This window comes from Georgenia alba, from assembly GCF_042665525.1.
GTDB lineage: Bacteria > Actinomycetota > Actinomycetes > Actinomycetales > Actinomycetaceae > Allobogoriella > Allobogoriella alba.
Genome location: NZ_JBHTCQ010000001.1, coordinates 1,796,704 through 1,811,033 on the forward strand (window position 1 = coordinate 1,796,704; position 14,330 = coordinate 1,811,033).

Annotated in this window: 14 protein-coding genes; 10 read left to right on the top strand and 4 right to left on the bottom strand. The window is 73.4% G+C overall.

The genetic code is table 11. From position 1 onward, the window contains the following. The first annotated feature begins 10 nt into the window (after window positions 1-10). The 6 genes from ACFQQL_RS08230 to ACFQQL_RS08255 all read left to right on the top strand — a co-directional run bounded on the left by ACFQQL_RS08230 (window position 11) and on the right by ACFQQL_RS08255 (window position 5,829). The gene (locus ACFQQL_RS08230) at window positions 11-1,495 is read left to right on the top strand and encodes a hypothetical protein (RefSeq protein WP_382393111.1); all 1,485 of its coding nucleotides are present in this window, start codon (window positions 11-13) and stop codon (window positions 1,493-1,495) included. 154 nt (window positions 1,496-1,649) lie between these two features. Beyond that, entirely contained in the window at window positions 1,650-2,279 is a 630-nt protein-coding gene (locus tag ACFQQL_RS08235) for a SipW-dependent-type signal peptide-containing protein (RefSeq protein ID WP_382393113.1), read from the top strand. A 2-nt stretch (window positions 2,280-2,281) separates the two neighbouring features. Continuing rightward, a complete protein-coding gene (locus tag ACFQQL_RS08240) occupies window positions 2,282-2,902 on the top strand; it encodes a SipW-dependent-type signal peptide-containing protein (RefSeq protein WP_382393115.1) in 621 nt (206 codons plus the stop codon). A 4-nt stretch (window positions 2,903-2,906) separates the two neighbouring features. Continuing rightward, a complete protein-coding gene (locus ACFQQL_RS08245) occupies window positions 2,907-4,166 on the top strand; it encodes a signal peptidase I (RefSeq protein WP_382393117.1) in 1,260 nt (419 codons plus the stop codon). Window positions 4,167-4,195: 29 nt separating this feature from the next. Further along, on the top strand, window positions 4,196-4,750 hold the full coding sequence (locus ACFQQL_RS08250; RefSeq protein WP_382393119.1) for a hypothetical protein: 555 nt from the start codon (window positions 4,196-4,198) through the stop codon (window positions 4,748-4,750). A 62-nt stretch (window positions 4,751-4,812) separates the two neighbouring features. Further along, a complete protein-coding gene (locus ACFQQL_RS08255) occupies window positions 4,813-5,829 on the top strand; it encodes a threonine aldolase family protein (RefSeq protein ID WP_382393121.1) in 1,017 nt (338 codons plus the stop codon). A gap of 13 nt (window positions 5,830-5,842) precedes the next feature. Here ACFQQL_RS08255 and ACFQQL_RS08260 read toward each other — a convergent pair whose 3' ends face one another. Next, on the bottom strand, window positions 5,843-6,532 hold the full coding sequence (locus ACFQQL_RS08260) for a winged helix-turn-helix transcriptional regulator (protein ID WP_382393123.1): 690 nt from the start codon (window positions 6,530-6,532) through the stop codon (window positions 5,843-5,845). 111 nt (window positions 6,533-6,643) lie between these two features. Between ACFQQL_RS08260 and ACFQQL_RS08265 the strand changes: the two genes are divergently transcribed. From ACFQQL_RS08265 to ACFQQL_RS08280, 4 genes are all read left to right on the top strand, one after another. Next, window positions 6,644-7,186, top strand: a complete 543-nt coding sequence (locus ACFQQL_RS08265; protein WP_382393125.1) for a pyridoxamine 5'-phosphate oxidase family protein — start codon at window positions 6,644-6,646, stop codon at window positions 7,184-7,186. A 30-nt stretch (window positions 7,187-7,216) separates the two neighbouring features. Continuing rightward, complete coding sequence (locus ACFQQL_RS08270; protein ID WP_382393127.1) at window positions 7,217-8,011, top strand: DUF899 family protein; 795 nt, start codon at window positions 7,217-7,219, stop codon at window positions 8,009-8,011. A 43-nt stretch (window positions 8,012-8,054) separates the two neighbouring features. Then, a complete protein-coding gene (locus ACFQQL_RS08275; RefSeq protein ID WP_382393129.1) occupies window positions 8,055-8,828 on the top strand; it encodes a DUF899 family protein in 774 nt (257 codons plus the stop codon). 77 nt (window positions 8,829-8,905) lie between these two features. Next, window positions 8,906-9,124 (top strand): helix-hairpin-helix domain-containing protein, encoded by a 219-nt coding sequence (locus ACFQQL_RS08280; protein WP_382393131.1) that lies wholly within the window; start codon window positions 8,906-8,908, stop codon window positions 9,122-9,124. 63 nt (window positions 9,125-9,187) lie between these two features. Here ACFQQL_RS08280 and ACFQQL_RS08285 read toward each other — a convergent pair whose 3' ends face one another. The 3 genes from ACFQQL_RS08285 to ACFQQL_RS08295 all read right to left on the bottom strand — a co-directional run bounded on the left by ACFQQL_RS08285 (window position 9,188) and on the right by ACFQQL_RS08295 (window position 14,319). Next, complete coding sequence (locus ACFQQL_RS08285; protein WP_382393133.1) at window positions 9,188-11,485, bottom strand: HNH endonuclease signature motif containing protein; 2,298 nt, start codon at window positions 11,483-11,485, stop codon at window positions 9,188-9,190. Between the two features lie 450 nt (window positions 11,486-11,935). Then, a complete protein-coding gene (locus ACFQQL_RS08290) occupies window positions 11,936-13,486 on the bottom strand; it encodes an AMP-binding protein (RefSeq protein WP_382393135.1) in 1,551 nt (516 codons plus the stop codon). Continuing rightward, window positions 13,474-14,319 carry an SDR family NAD(P)-dependent oxidoreductase gene (locus ACFQQL_RS08295; RefSeq protein ID WP_382393137.1) on the bottom strand — a complete coding sequence of 282 codons (846 nt, stop codon included), beginning with the start codon at window positions 14,317-14,319 and terminating at the stop codon, window positions 13,474-13,476. The genes ACFQQL_RS08290 and ACFQQL_RS08295 overlap by 13 nt, the downstream gene beginning before the upstream one ends. Between the last annotated feature and the right edge of the window lie 11 nt (window positions 14,320-14,330).

Here is a 14,330-nt window from a genome sequence, read left to right on the forward strand (position 1 = left end):
ACGGAGGGCAGTGACCGTGTTCCGTGCCCTGCGATCGCGGGCAGCCGTCATCGCACCCGCGGTGGCCGCCCTCGGCTCGCTCGTGTTCACCTACGTGACCAACCCGTTCTCGCGGTTCACGATCGTCGAGCAGACCTATCGGGCGAGGTTCCGCGGCGAGGTGCTGCGCACCGTCGACGAGAACGACCGGCTGGTGATCCGCACCGGGCCGTTCTGGAAGGCGCTGTCGGTCTACGCCACCGGGCTGAACGTGCTCGCCACGCGCTACTGGGCCTCGCCCCGCTCGCACGCGGAGACGGTGGACGGCGTCATCGACGACATCCACGCGCTGCGGTTCGACCCCCAGCGCCTGCTCCTCATCTCCGGCGACCACTTCACCGCGCTGTTCGTGCGCAACCTCGGCGTCTTCTACTACCCGATGCTGGACCGGTCGATACCGGGCAACGCACAGGACTGGCGCGACCGGCAGGCGGTGTACCTCCAGACGCTCGCCTACGCCCTCGGCGTCTTCGACAAGACCGACGAGCTGAGCACCACGATCGTCGCGACCGGCCGCCGGGCCGCCACGTGCGTGAACTTCTACCACTACCCCTCGGACACCCTCTTCGGGATGCTGTACGCGCTGGCCTCCCTCGCCGGGGTCGAGCCGGGCCGCGCGGCACCGTACGCGCAGGACGTGCACGAGCTCGAGACGCGGGAGGCCGCGACGGCGCTCCTCGAGCGCTACGGCGACGCGCTCGCCCGCCACTTCCGCACCTACCGCGCCCGGCTGCTCGACGACGAGACCCTCCTCGTGCGCACCGACCTGCGGGTCTCCGGCGCGAAGGACATCACCGAACGCCGCTCCGCGTTCTACGACAACGTCGTGCTCTGGAAGAGCGCCCAGCTGGCGATGCGGCTCGGCCTCGCCGAGGACGACCCGGAGTTCCTGGACGTCATGAAGGCCACCATCCTCGAGCGGTTCTGGCTCGAGGACGAGGGGCACTTCCTGGAGGACCTCTCCGCCGAGGCGGTCGCCGGACGCTACTACTCCTCGGACTGGCTCATCGTCCTCGCGACCGGGTTCCTCGACCCGTCCGACCCTGCGGAACGGCACTACTTCACCCGGTGCGTCGACTACGTGCGCACCCACGGGATCGCCGACCCGCTGCCGGTGAAGTACCAGGCGGAGCAGCGGGCGCACCGGCAGGTCCCGGTGGTGCGCCTGGCCGTGGCGTCCTACGGCGGGGACGCCATCTGGAGCTTCTGGGGCATGGAGTACGTCAAGACCCTCGTGCTCCTGCACCACGCCACGGGGGAGGGGCACTACCTGGAGGAGGCCGGTCGGCACCTGGAGGCGTACGGCGCGAGCATGGTCGCCAACGGCGGGTTCCCCGAGGTCTACGGGCCTGACGGCCAGATGCTCACGACCCCGTTCTACCGTTCGATCCGCCAGACCGGCTGGGTCATCGGCTTCGAGCAGGCCCGCGAGATGTACCGGGCGGCGCGGGGCTGACGTCACGTCGTGGGACGCAGTTGCGTCCTTCGGCCACAGTTTGGTAACGAACGCCGTCCGCATCTCGTGCGGGCGACCCGTCCCCACCTACCGTCTTCCCGGAGGTCCGGGGGGTTCCGGTCTCACATCCACTCAGCAGACCGGGGGGTCAATGATGTCCAGCTCAACCCTGCCCATCGACGACACGCGTCGTCGCAAGGTTCGCGCCCTGCTCGCCGGAGGCCTCGTTCTCGGCGTCGGCGCCGCCGTCACGCTCGCCGCGTGGAACGACTCCGAGTTCGCCGCGGGCACCTTCGCCGCCGGCTCGTTCAACCTCGAGGGCTCGACGACGAGCGCTGCGGACGGCTACGCCGACCACGCGAGTGCCGACGGCGCGGCGGACCTGGAGTTCGTCCTGGCCGACGTCGCCGCGAACCTCTCGCCCGACGACGTCGTCTACGCGCCGTTCTGGGTCCGTCTCGACGCCGGCACCACCAGCCCGGCGACGATGGTCGGCTCCGCCGTGACCGCCGACGGCGACAACGCGGCCAACCTCTCCTACGAGGTGCTCGCGATCGACGCCGCCGCCACCTGCGACGAGACGGCCACCGGTGAGACGGTCGCCTCCGGTGCCACGCTGACCGACTTCACGGCGGGTTCTGAGGTGGCGCTCCCGATCGGTGACGGCGCCGCCGGCGCCCCGGTCCAGCTGTGCTTCGTGGTCACCGCCGGGGCCGACCTCGTCCAGGGCGGCACCGCGACCGCGACCTGGCAGTTCGACGCAACCTCCGTCGACGAGGCGTAACCGTGGCGGGGCGCTACCGAGCGCCGTCGTCCCGGCTCCGCTTCGCACGGCTGCGTGCCGTGCTCGCCGCCGCGCTCGTGCTGGGCGTCGGCGCCACGGTCACGCTCGCCGCGTGGAACGACTCGGAGCACACGTCCGGGCAGTTCACCGCGGGAACGTTCAGCATCGTGGGTGCCACCGACGGCGTGACCTTCAGCGAGCATCCCACCGCTGGGCAGGCGGCAACCCTGAGCTTCCAGGCGCCGCCGACCGCGATGGCGCCGGGGACGACGACGTACGCACTGTTCAGCGTGCGGACCGCCGACCCGAGCGTGGCCGGGAGCGTGCAGCTGACCGCGCCGGGTGCGAACGGGGCGGGCCTCGGCCAGTACCTGCAGTACGGCGTGCGCACCGTGGCGGGGACGACCTGCGACGCGACGACGTTCGGCGGCGGGACGCCGGTGGTGGCCAACGGCTCCGCGCTGACCACGGGTGCGACCGCAGCCCAGGCGGTGCAGGCGAACGGCGCGAACCAGGTGAACTACTGCTTCGCCGTCACGCTGCCGACCACGGCCCCGAACGCGGCGCAGGGCCTGTCCCTGAACGCCACGTGGGAGCTGGTCGGCACCACCGCGACGAGCTGAGGACATGACCACGACGACCGCGCACCGACCACGGCGCCGCCTCGGCGCCGTGGTCGGCGACGCCCTGCTCACGGTCGCAGCGCTCGGCGGGGTCCTCTGCATCGTGCTCGTGGTCCTCGCGGTCGCGTTCGACATCACGCTGATGATGTTCAAGACCGGCTCGATGGCGCCCACGATCCCGGCCGGATCGGTCGCGGTGGTGCGCGAGGTCGCGGCGAGCGAGGTCGAGGTGGGCGACATCGTCACGGTGGACCGGCCCGGGGCCCTACCGGTGACGCACCGGGTGACGTCCGTCGAGGCGGGGGAGAATGCCGCGGGACGCGTCATCACGATGCGCGGCGACGCCAACGCCACGGACGACCCGTTCCCGTACACCGTCACGACGGTGCGGGTGGTGCTGGCCTCTGCCCCGGGGCTCGCCCACGTGATCGTCTGGTTCTCCAACCCGTACGTGCTCGGCGGCATCACGATGGGCGCGGCGCTGCTCGTGGGCTGGGCGTTCTGGCCGCGCCGGGGCACCGGGTCGCCCTCGTCCCGCCGTCCCAGGCACCTGGCCGCGGCGGGCGCCACCGTCCTGGTGGGCGTGACCGTGCTCGGCCCGGCGCCGCCCGCGCACGCCGCGCCGGTCACCGAGGTGGTGCGCGGGACGCACCTCACGCTCACCTCGACGAACGACCCGGCGCGCATGCGCGACATGCGGCCGGGGGAGACCGTGCGGTGGGACGTCGACGTCGCGGTCGACGCGCCCGACCCGGGCCGCGTGGCGGTCGTGCTGACCGGGGCCGGCACACTCCGGCTGGAGGTCGACGCCCGCTCCTGCGACGGGCCGTGGCGCGACGGGACCTGCCCGGGCACCGAGACCCGGCTCGCGGCGGGCGCCGCGATCCCGCTCGACGGCGCGGACCTGCCCCTGGAGGAGTTCTCCAGCGAGGAGGGCCGGTGGATCCGGTTGGCCGTGACGCTGCCGGCCGGCGCCTCGCCGGACCCGGGCGCGACGACGGACGTGCGGGTACGGGCCGACGGGTCCTCGGGATCGGTCTCGGTCACCCCACCGGGCGACGAGGACGGCGACGGCGTGCCGACCTATCCCGGGGGCGAGCCGGCTCCGGGCGCCGGGGGCGAGTCCGGTCCGGGCGGTGGTCCGGGCGCGCTGCCCACCACGGGGGCCTCCCTGGCGCTGCCGGCGCTGCTCGCCGTCGGAGCCGTGGTGTGCGGACTCCTCGCCGCACGCCTGGCGCGTCGCGGGCCGCGGGAGACGCCGTGAGGAGGTCGGTGCGCGGCGTGAGGAGGGCGGTGCGCCGTCGGCGCTCGCGGCTGCTGCGGCGGTGCGCGGCGATCGCCGTCGTGACCGGCGCGCTGGCGGCCGGGGTCTTCCCGGCGCCGCAGCAGACCGAGGCGGCCTGGAGCGAACCGGAGCATGCGGCGTCCGCGTTCACCTCGCTGCGGCTGGTCCCGCCCCAGGTGCAGAGCGTCGGGACGTGCGCGCGACCCGCGCTGCTGAACCCGACCCAGGTGGTCCTGCAGGTGCGGTGGCGCTGGCCTGCGACGGGGCAGCCGTACGGCTCCTTCACGGCGCAGAACTCGGCCTGGGCGGTCGGTGGCACGGCTGCGCCGAACGTGCAGACGACCGGGCCGGACAGCGCCGGCGTGTACACGACGAGCTTCACCAACGGCCTGCTCGACGGCCTGCTCGGCAGCCTCCTCGGGCAGAGCTACTCGGTCACGGTGCGGAGCCAGCTGACCCCGGCGGGCGGGCAGACATGGACCTCACCCAACGCGTCCACCGTCAACGTCAACGTGCCGGTGCTGATCGGCAGCCCGACCTGCAGCTTCACGAACGGGACCTGAGGACCGCCCACGGTCCGGGACGGTGATCCGACTGGTGGTGCCGGGCGCGGAGAATGGGCGTCATGGTGAGCGGCTTCCTGTCCGACAACGCATCCGGAGTCCACCCGCGCGCCCTGGCGGCGATCGCGGAGGCGAACGACGGCCACGCCCCCTCCTACGGGGCGGACCGGTGGAGCGCCGAGCTGGGTGAGCGCGTCCGCGACCTCTTCGGTCCCGACGCCGCCGTGCTCCCGGTGTTCAACGGCACCGGAGCGAACGTGGTGGCGGTCCAGGCGCTGCTCGCGCGGTGGGACTCGGTCCTCGCGACCACGGAGTCCCACATGGTCAACGACGAGTCGACGGCGCCACAGCTGGTGGGCGGCACCCGGATCGTGACGGTGCCGCACCAGGACGGCAAGGCCACCCCGGAGACGCTTGCGCCGGCGTTCGACGCCTACGACGGCACGGTCCACCACGCCCGGCCGTCGGCGATCACGGTCGCGCAGGCGACGGAGCTGGGCACGACCTACACGCTCGAGGAGCTGGCGGCGCTCACCGGGTTCGCGCGGTCCCGCGGTGCGCGCATCCACGTCGACGGCGCGCGCCTGGCCAACGCGGCCGTGCGGCTCGGCACGGGACTGCGCGAGGCTGCCGGTGATGCGGACGTGCTGTCGTTCGGCGGCACCAAGAACGGGTTGCTGCTCGGGGACGCCGTCATCACCCTGGACCCGGCGCTGGCGGAGCCGGTGGACCGGCTGCGGAAGGCCTCCACGCAGCTGGCCTCGAAGATGCGGTTCGTCTCCGCCCAGATCCTCGCCCTCCTGACGGACGAGCTGTGGCGCGAGAACGCCGAGCGGGCGAACGCCGCCGCCGCCCTGCTGGCCGGCCGGCTGGCGGAGCTCGGTGTCACGCCCCGCCACCCGGTCGAGGCCAACGCGGTCTTCGTCCCGGCACCGGCCGAGGCCGTGCCCCAGATCCTCGCCGAGGCCCCGGTGCTCGCGTGGGACGCCACGACGCTTCGTGCGGTCGCCTCCTTCGACACGACCGAGGAAGATGTGGCCGCTCTCGTCGAGGTGCTGGCCCGGCACCTCGCCCCCTGACCGCCGCTCGGCGCTACGAGACAGCCGACACCGGCGTCGCGAAGAGCTCCACCAGCCGCACGACGGCGGAGCGGTCACCCTCGACGTGCACCCTCCCGTCCCGTTCGGCGTCGTCGAGCGGGACGCCGCCGAGGAGCACGGAGCTCCACGCCGTCGCGGTCGCGGTCACCGTGGCGGCCGGGTCGGTGACCTCGCCCGCGGCGACCTCGAGGGCGCCGTCGTCGGTGGCGCGGGCGGCGTAGCCGCGCACCGGTGCGTCCGGGCGGCGGGCGTCGTTGAGCCACAGCGCGACGGCGGGAACCATGCCCGGGGAGGCCGGGGCCATCGTGCGCATGGCAAGGATCATCGCGTCCGGCGTCATCTCGCCCGTGGTGACGGGGTCCGGTCCGGCGGAGTACCACCGGCCGAGTGCCCGGAGCACGTTCTCGAGCCCGCGGCCCCACGCGGTGGCGACGTAGGCCTGGCCGCCGGCGCCGTCGGGCCGGACCTGTTTGACGATCCCGGCCTCCTGGAGAGAACGCAGCCGCTCGGTCAGGACCGCGGGCGTGATCCCGCGGACCGCGGTCTGCAGCTCGGCGAAACGGCGCGGCCCGAGGATGAGCTCGCGCACGATGACCAGCGTCCACTTCTCGCCCACGAGGTCGAGCGCGTTCGCCGCACGGCACGCGTCGCCGTGCTCCGCGTAGGTCCGCCTGATTGGCACGGTGTGGTTCCCTCCCCAGCTGTTCGAGTCGACCGGGTCTTCCGGTTGATGCAGCACTATGTTATACATAGTGCAGGTGCGGGACCGTGACAAGGAAGCCCGGGAGAGACCATGACGGCGACCAATCTGGCTGAGCTGTACGACGTGCCGACGATGTCCTGGGCTCAGGTGCGTGAACGCCTCGACGCCGGGTTCTCGCAGGTGCCGGACGCGGACGATGCTGGGCCCGGTCCCGGGCGGCACAGCACCTGGCTCACGACCCTCGACGCGGACGGCAGCCCGCACTCGACCGCCCTCGGTGTGCTGTGGCATCGCGACGCCTTCTGGTTCGAGACCGGGCGGAGGACCCGGAAGGGTCGCAACATCGCCCGTGACCCCCGATGCAGCCTCACCCTCTCGGTCCGGGAGTTCGACCTGGCCGTGAACGGCCGTGCCGAGCTCGTGACCGACCGGGTGGTCGTCGCCGAGCTCGCAAGGCTCTGGGCCGCGGAGGGTTGGCCGTGCGAGGTGGACGAGTCCGGCACCGCGCTGACCGCACCGTTCAGCGCCCAGTCGGCGGGCAGGCCACCGTGGCACGTCTACCGCATCGATGCGACGTCCGCGGTCGCCGTGCAGACCGTGGAGCCCGGCGGCGCGACCCGCTGGACATTCTGAGCAGCACGAGGCAGGACCCGAGGAAGGGGCATGGCCATGACCATCACCGAGAACGTCGCCGCACCGCCCGTGGTGGATCCGGAGGTCTGGCAGCGGGAACGTGAGGCGCTGCTGGTGCGGGAGAAGGCCCACACGCGAGAGGGGGACGCGATCGCGGCGGCGCGGCGGCGGCTGCCGATGTACGAGGTGGATGCCGGTGCGGTGCTGGTGGGGGACGGTGGGGAGCGGACGCTGGAGGAGGTGTTCGACGACCGCAGCCAGCTGATCCTCAAGAAGCACATGTTCCACACCGGCAAGCCCCTCGAGCACCAGTGCATGGGCTGCACCTACAACATCTGGAACATCCACGACGCGTCCTACCTGCATGCCGAGGACGTGACGTTCGCGGTCGTGGCGGACGGGCCGTGGAGCGAGGTGGCGCCGTTCCGGGACTTCATGGGGTACCAGGTGCCCTGGTACTCGAGCGAGCGCCTGGACCGGGACGGCCTCGAGCACCTGTTCGGCGGCACCTGGGGCGGCTTCGCGTTCTACCTGCGCCGGGGCGAGAGCGTGTACCTCACCTACGAGACCACGGCGCGCGGCAACGACCGCTTCATGCCGGCGCTCAACCTGCTGGACTCGACCGTGTACGGGCGGCAGGAGGAGTGGGAGGACTCGCCCGAGGGTTGGCCCCAGCGGCCGACGTTCACGCACTGGCGCACGGACGAGCACGGGAACGCGATCGGCGCGCGAGGTCACGGCCGTCCGACTCCGCAGTGGACCCGGCCCGGAGCGACGCCGGTCGGCGGGACGCACCGGGCGCCCGACTGGCCCGGGCTTGAGTGACGGAGCGCCGGCAGGAGGGCTCGGAAGGAAGGAGAACGGTGACATGACGGTCACCACGGAGAATCAGGCCGCGTCTGCCCCGCCGGTCGTGGACCGGAAGGCGTGGCAGCGGGAGCGTGCGGCGCTGCTCGTTCGGGAGAAGGCCCACACCCGGGAGGGGGACGCGATCGCGGCGGCGCGGCGGCGGCTGCCGATGTACGAGGTGGACGCCGGTGCGGTCCTGGTGGGGGACGGTGCGGAGCGGACGCTGCTGGAGGCGTTCGACGACCGCAGCCAGCTGATCCTCAAGAAGCACATGTTCCACACCGGCAAGCCGTTCGAGCACCAGTGTGAGGGGTGCACGTACGACGCGTGGAACATCCAGGACGCCTCGTACCTGCACGCCGAGGACGTGACGTTCGCGGTGCTGGCGGACGGGCCGTGGAGCGAGGTGGCGCCGTTCCGGGACTTCATGGGCTACACGATCCCGTGGTACTCGGCGGAGCGTCTCGAGGAGTCCACGCTCGGGCTGCTGCTCGGGGGCACCTGGGGCGGGTACGCGTTCTACTTGCGGCGCGGTGAGCACGTGTACCTCACGTACGAGACCACCGGCCGTGGCACCGAGCGGTTCGGTGCCTTCAGCAACCTGCTGGACTCGACCGTCTACGGGCGGCAGGAGGAGTGGGAGGACTCGCCCGAGGGTTGGCCCCAGCGGCCGACCTTCTCGCACTGGCGCACGGACGAGAACCTCAACCCGGTCGGCTTCAGCCGCGGCCGGACCGGGAGCCGCCCGACGCCGCAGTGGACGCGCCCCGGAGCGACCGCGCTCGGTGGTTGAGGCTGCGGCGCCAACAGCAGCGTGATCGACCTCGCTGGCCGGTAGCTCTGACAGGGATCTCAGTGGGAAGGAACGACATGGCTACACCGGACGTGCGGCCAGTAGGTGACCTGCCGAACGAGCTGGGCAAGACCGCACCTCGGGAGCTGCAGTCCGCGGGCGTCGACTCGTTGGTGAAGGTCAGCAAGCACACCGAGCAGGAGCTGCTGGCCATCCACGGGGTCGGCCCGAAGGCCATTCGCATCCTGGCCGAGGCGCTTGCCGAGAAGGGACTTTCGTTCCGGACCAGCAGCTGAGGTTGCACGAGCCCCCGCATGATCCCGGCGCCGTGAAGGGCCCGGCCCGTGAAGCCCGCGCCGTCAGAAGGGTGGGTCGCTGTAGGTCTCGTCGGCCGTGGTGCCGAGTTCGGCGCGCTCGCGTCTGCGGTCCTTGGCGTCGTGCCCGGTGTCCCGTCGGTCGCCGTCGCGCTTGGCGTCGGTGGCCGGTGTGGGTGGGCCGATGTGTAGGAGGGTGATGGTGCCGGCTGGGTCGCGTTGGTAGGTGTGTCCGGAGGGTGTGACCCATTCGAAGAGGCCGGGGGTGGGTTGGGTGACGTGCATGGCGCCGACGGTCTTCAATGCGTGGTCTCGTCCGCACAGGGGTCCGAGGTTGCCGGCGGCGGTGGGGCCGTGGGCGGTGCGGGCGATGGTGTGGTCCAGCTCGCAGTGCTCGGCGTCGGTGGTGCAGCCGGGCCGGTGGCAGGTCCGGTCCCGCAGCCGCACATGCTCGGCGAGTCCGGCGGGGGGCCGGTAGCGGGTCCGGCCCACGTCCAGGATTGTGCCGGTGGCCGGGTCGGTCAGCAGCCGCCGCCACGTCCCACCCGCCGCCGCGGCCAGCGCCAGGGTCTGGGCGGGGTTGAGCGCGCCGTACCCGCCCAGGGTCCCGACCGGGCCGGCAGCATCCTCGAACGGCAGACCCGCATCCGAGCCACCGGCAGCAGCGGCGGTCGTGTCGGTCTCGGCGGGCAGAGTGGTCCCCTCCTCGCCGGGCAGAGTCGTCCCCTGACCGCCGGGCGGGGGTGTCCCCGTGCGTGTGGGCAGACTGCTGCCTTGGCCGTCGGGCAGGGTCTCGTCGTTCAGGGCGGCGTGGGCAAGCAGGTCGATGGGGACGGTGACGTTGATGCGCGGGCGGGCCACTGGCAGGTCCTCGACCCTCTCGTGGCGCAGCAGTGCGGCCAGCAGCGGGGAGATCACCGCGACCTCCGGCACCCGCCCCTTGGGCAGGTCCGGGAAACGGGCCTGGATGGTCTGCCGCTTCCGCCGACCCCACCGACCCACGCCCCCGGTGTCGACATCGACACTGCGCAGCCCGTCCTTCGCGCCGGAACTCTCCGCCGAGCCCGCGTCCGCGCCGTTCGGCTCGCGGGCCGCGCCGGGACCGGGCGCGGTGCTCGGAGTCTTTGCGTCGTCCGTGGAGTCGGGATGATCTGCTTCGGGGCGGGTGTCCAGGCCCGGCAGCACACCCTGCACGGACAGCACCTGGCTGGTGTCTCGGAGGGTGGGGATGGTGCCCGGGTCGGTGTGCGGGCCGGTGGCCCCGGTGAGGATCCCCGCGCGGGTCAACGCGACCAGCGCGTCCGCCCGCAACTGATCCACACTCCGGCCATCCCCGCCGTTACGGGCCGCGGCGGCCACTGTGGTCAGGGTCTGGTCGACCAGGACGCAGTCCTCGGCCGGGAGCACCGCGGTCACCGAGCCCATGCCGTCCGGCAGCACCCTGGTGTGGGTCACGTGCCGGCCGGCCCGGGCCCGGGCGTGGCGGGCCGCGGCCTCCACCGGATCCACCTGCACGACCCGGTCCGCCACCCGCCGGGTGATCTCCGCGGCCGGCAACCCAGGAGCCTGGGGCAGCACGTCCTGCTCGACCATCCAGGCGACCTCGGTCGGTGAACCATCCAGGCCGGTCACGATCGCGGCCGCCTTCCGAAAATCCACCAGCCCACTGTCGAGGGCGTCGGCGGTGTCGGTGAACGACCCGGCCAGTCCCCGACCCACCCGCACCAACATGCCCGCCTCGGTACGGGAGACCGCCAGCCGCATCGCGACCTCCTCCACCGTCGGATTCACGACCCGGCCGGCGACCCGGGCGACCTGTTCCGGGTGGGTGAACAGCTGCGAGCCTCGCGACAGTGCTCCGGCGGTGGCGGCGGCCTTGCCCGCAGCCCAGGCCTCCAACCGCTTCGCCGCCGCCAACACCTCCACCTGCCCCGCCCGACTCAACCCGGCGACATCGACACCAGCCAGCACCGCTGCGAGCTCCGGACCCGGCTCCATCACCGACAGCTCCGTCACCGTCAACCCCAACCGCACCGCATCACCATCGACATCACCATCGACGTCGAAGCCGGCCCCGTCCGGCGCGGCCGCCTCGGCGGACGAGACGCGCCCGGTGTCGGCGTCCTGCGTGGTCTCGGCGTCCTCGCCGGACAGGCCCCCCGCGTCCCCGCCGAACAGGCCCTCGGCGTCGGAGTCGAGCAGGCACCGGATCTCCGCCTCGCAGACCTCCCGGTCCAACTCCGCCACCAGCGCCCGAGCATGCACACACACCCCGCCGGCGGACTCGACCGCGCAGCAGTACCCGCTGTCCGCGACCACCACCACCGCCGTCGTCCGATCCATGACTCAAACATATGTGCGACCACTGACATCCGCCCCAGGCCACCACCACCCTGTGGACAGACGGGCATGACGCCAGCAACGCCCAGATCCTGCGCACAATCACCGCCACCGCCACCACGCTCGGTGACCGTCACGGCCCGGGCACGCGAGCAACCACGAGCCACGCCACCGGCCGGCCCACATGACAAGGGGCGCGCTACCCCCTGACAGGCCGGACCACCCCTGACCCAGCAGACCGACTACTACTGCCGGCCCAGCACCCGCGCGACACCCGACGCCACCCAGCACGAGCGCACACGCACGCGAGCACGCAGGCGGCCGGCGCGCGCAGGCTCCCGCGGGCGCGCACGAGCGCAAGCGGGCCCGAGAGCGCCCCATGCGGACGGCGCACCCGTGGTCGAGCGACCCGCCCGCGACCTGCCCGCCGTCGCGCCGCTCCGGCTCCGCCTGTCACTCCAGGCCGTCAGCCTCGCGCCGCACGACCCGCACCACCCGCGGGGCCGCCGCCCGCCCCAGTGCCATCCGCGCCCGTTGCCGTAGCGACTCCGGGTCGCAGTGGCCTCCCGCGACCTCGGCGACGAGCACCTCGCCGAGCGAGTCGTGCGGCACCGCCCGCACGACGGCGGAGCTGACCTCGGGCTGATCGAGGAGCCACCGCCGCACGACCCCGATTCGCACGTTGTGCCCGCCGACCACCACGACGTCGTCCGCGCGTCCGGCCAGGAAGAGCCGCCCGGCGGCGTCCAGGTACCCGCGGTCACCCGTCAGCAACCGTCCACCGGCGAGTCCCTGCCCACCCTCGAGCACACGCCCAGCTCCCTCATCGCCGGCACGCCACGGAGATCGCACGACCACCCGACCTTCCGTGCCGGGCGTGACGCGTGCGCCGTCGTCGTCGACGATCTCGATTCTCACGCCGTTGACCGGGCGCCCAACGCTGCCGGGGGCCTCGCGGAGGTCGACCGCTGTGGCGACCGTGGCCGTTCCTGTCTCGGAGGTTCCGAAGAAGTCGACCAGGACGTCTCCGAAACATTCCTCAGTACGCGCAGCGAGCCCGGACGGCAGCGGTGCGGATCCGGTCGCGATGCGTCGCAGCACGGGAAAGTCCTCCCTGACGTCCCCGGCCGCGTCGAGGAAGCGGGCGAGCTGCGCGGGTACCGCCACGAGTGCCCCGACCCGGTGCTCCCGCGCAAGCGCGGCGAGGTCCACGCCGCCGTTGGCCGGTCCGCGGGATGCCAGCACCGCCGGTGCCCCCACAAGGAACGCCGCCGCGAGCGCGCTGAGGCCGTGTCCGTGCGCGAGCGGCGGTGCGATGAGCACGGGCTCGCCCCGGCGCAGCCCCAGTGCCGCGAGGAGACTGACGGCCGTCACCGCCGCGTGCGGACCCACCCGGCCCCTCGCCGTCGCGCGGGCCGGCCCGGTGGTGCCGGAGGTGAGCAGCAGGAGGCGACCCGGACGGGCCGGCCGCGGCCAGCGGGCGGCCCGGCGGCCCGCCGGCCGCGGCCGGACGGTGAGCGCGTCGAGCCGCGGCCCGGCGAGACCGGCGGCCGCCACCAGGTCCGCGGTGGTGGCGTCGTGCACCACGACGTCCGGCCTGGCCCGGCGCGCCGAGGCGCGCAGGCTCTCGATGCCCGCGGCCGGCGAGACGAGCGTCGCCGTGGCGCCGAGCACCCCGGCGGCGAGTGTCGCGACCACCAGGCCACGATGGTCGCCCGCGCACACGAGCACCCGCCCCGCGCCGTCACGGCCGCCGTGCCGCGCGAGCGCCGGGACCATGCCGTCCACCGCCCGCACCAGGCCTGCGCCGTCGAGTGGCCCGAGGTGATCGACCAGCACCGGCGCGGACGGGCTACGACGAGCCGCCACCAGTCCCGCACCGGCGAACGTCGTCGAGTACCGCAGCAGCGAGGCGAGGGCCGGCAGGTCCGACGGCCGCGGCCGCGCAGCCCGCAGCACGGCGAACGCCTCCGTCAGCAGTCGCGGGACCCTCAGGGCAGCCATGGCTCCGCGACCTGGAAGGCTCGGTCGGCCAGCCGCGGCGCGGCCGCGCTGAGCACGCCGCCGAGGCGTGCCCACCACGGCGAGATCAGCCGCGGCCGCTCCGTGATCGCGCGGCACAGCAGGCTCGCCGCCTCGTCCGCCGTCATTCCGGGCGCGTGCGCGTACGCGCGTGTGGGCGCGCTCATCGCGGTGTGCACGAGCGGAAGGTGCACCGAGGTGACGGCGACCCCGTGGGCCGCGAGCTCGGGCGCCACCGCCCGCAGCCACGCCTCGAACGCCGCCTTGCTCGCCGAGTATGCCGAGAAGCCCGGGCTCGGCACATCGACCCCCGCCGACGCCACGGAGACCAGGTGACCCGAGCCCGCCGCGGTCATCTCGCGCAGCAACGGCAGCGCCAGCGCGATGGGGCCGAGCGCGTTCACGCCCATGAGCCGCCGCACGTCGTGGAACCGGTCCACGTACTCCGGCAGCCGTCGCCGGATGCTGTGCCCCGCGTTGGAGACCACGACGTCGGGGGTGCCGTGCGCCGCGAGGATCGCCTCTGCAGCGGCCCGGGCGGCGGCCACGTCCCGCAGGTCCACCGGGAAGGTCGTCGCGAGCCCACCCCGTGCGGAGATCCGGGCGGCCACCACCTCGAGCGCCTCGGCGTCACGCGCGAGCAGGGCAACCCGCGCCCCCACGGATCCCAGTCGGATCGCCAGTCGCTCGCCGATGCCGCGTGACGCTCCGGTCACGACCACCAGCCGACCCGCGACCGCCCGCCGCACCGCGTCCGGGCCGGGTCCGTAGCCGGCCATGCCGAGCAGCGCCCGTGCCCCCCGTGGCCAACCCATGGATCCGAAGG

What these genes read in the sequence shown, in the direction of transcription:
- ACFQQL_RS08235 (WP_382393113.1), top strand. Translation starts at nt 1,650, where the DNA reads ATGTCCAGCTCAACCCTGCCCATCGACGACACGCGTCGTCGCAAGGTT.
- ACFQQL_RS08245 (WP_382393117.1), top strand. Translation starts at nt 2,907, where the DNA reads ATGACCACGACGACCGCGCACCGACCACGGCGCCGCCTCGGCGCCGTG.
- ACFQQL_RS08255 (WP_382393121.1), top strand. Translation starts at nt 4,813, where the DNA reads ATGGTGAGCGGCTTCCTGTCCGACAACGCATCCGGAGTCCACCCGCGC.
- ACFQQL_RS08265 (WP_382393125.1), top strand. Translation starts at nt 6,644, where the DNA reads ATGACGGCGACCAATCTGGCTGAGCTGTACGACGTGCCGACGATGTCC.
- ACFQQL_RS08270 (WP_382393127.1), top strand. Translation starts at nt 7,217, where the DNA reads ATGGCCATGACCATCACCGAGAACGTCGCCGCACCGCCCGTGGTGGAT.
- ACFQQL_RS08275 (WP_382393129.1), top strand. Translation starts at nt 8,055, where the DNA reads ATGACGGTCACCACGGAGAATCAGGCCGCGTCTGCCCCGCCGGTCGTG.
- ACFQQL_RS08280 (WP_382393131.1), top strand. Translation starts at nt 8,906, where the DNA reads ATGGCTACACCGGACGTGCGGCCAGTAGGTGACCTGCCGAACGAGCTG.
- ACFQQL_RS08285 (WP_382393133.1), bottom strand. Translation starts at nt 11,485, where the DNA reads ATGGATCGGACGACGGCGGTGGTGGTGGTCGCGGACAGCGGGTACTGC.
- ACFQQL_RS08290 (WP_382393135.1), bottom strand. Translation starts at nt 13,486, where the DNA reads ATGGCTGCCCTGAGGGTCCCGCGACTGCTGACGGAGGCGTTCGCCGTG.
- ACFQQL_RS08295 (WP_382393137.1), bottom strand. Translation starts at nt 14,319, where the DNA reads ATGGGTTGGCCACGGGGGGCACGGGCGCTGCTCGGCATGGCCGGCTAC.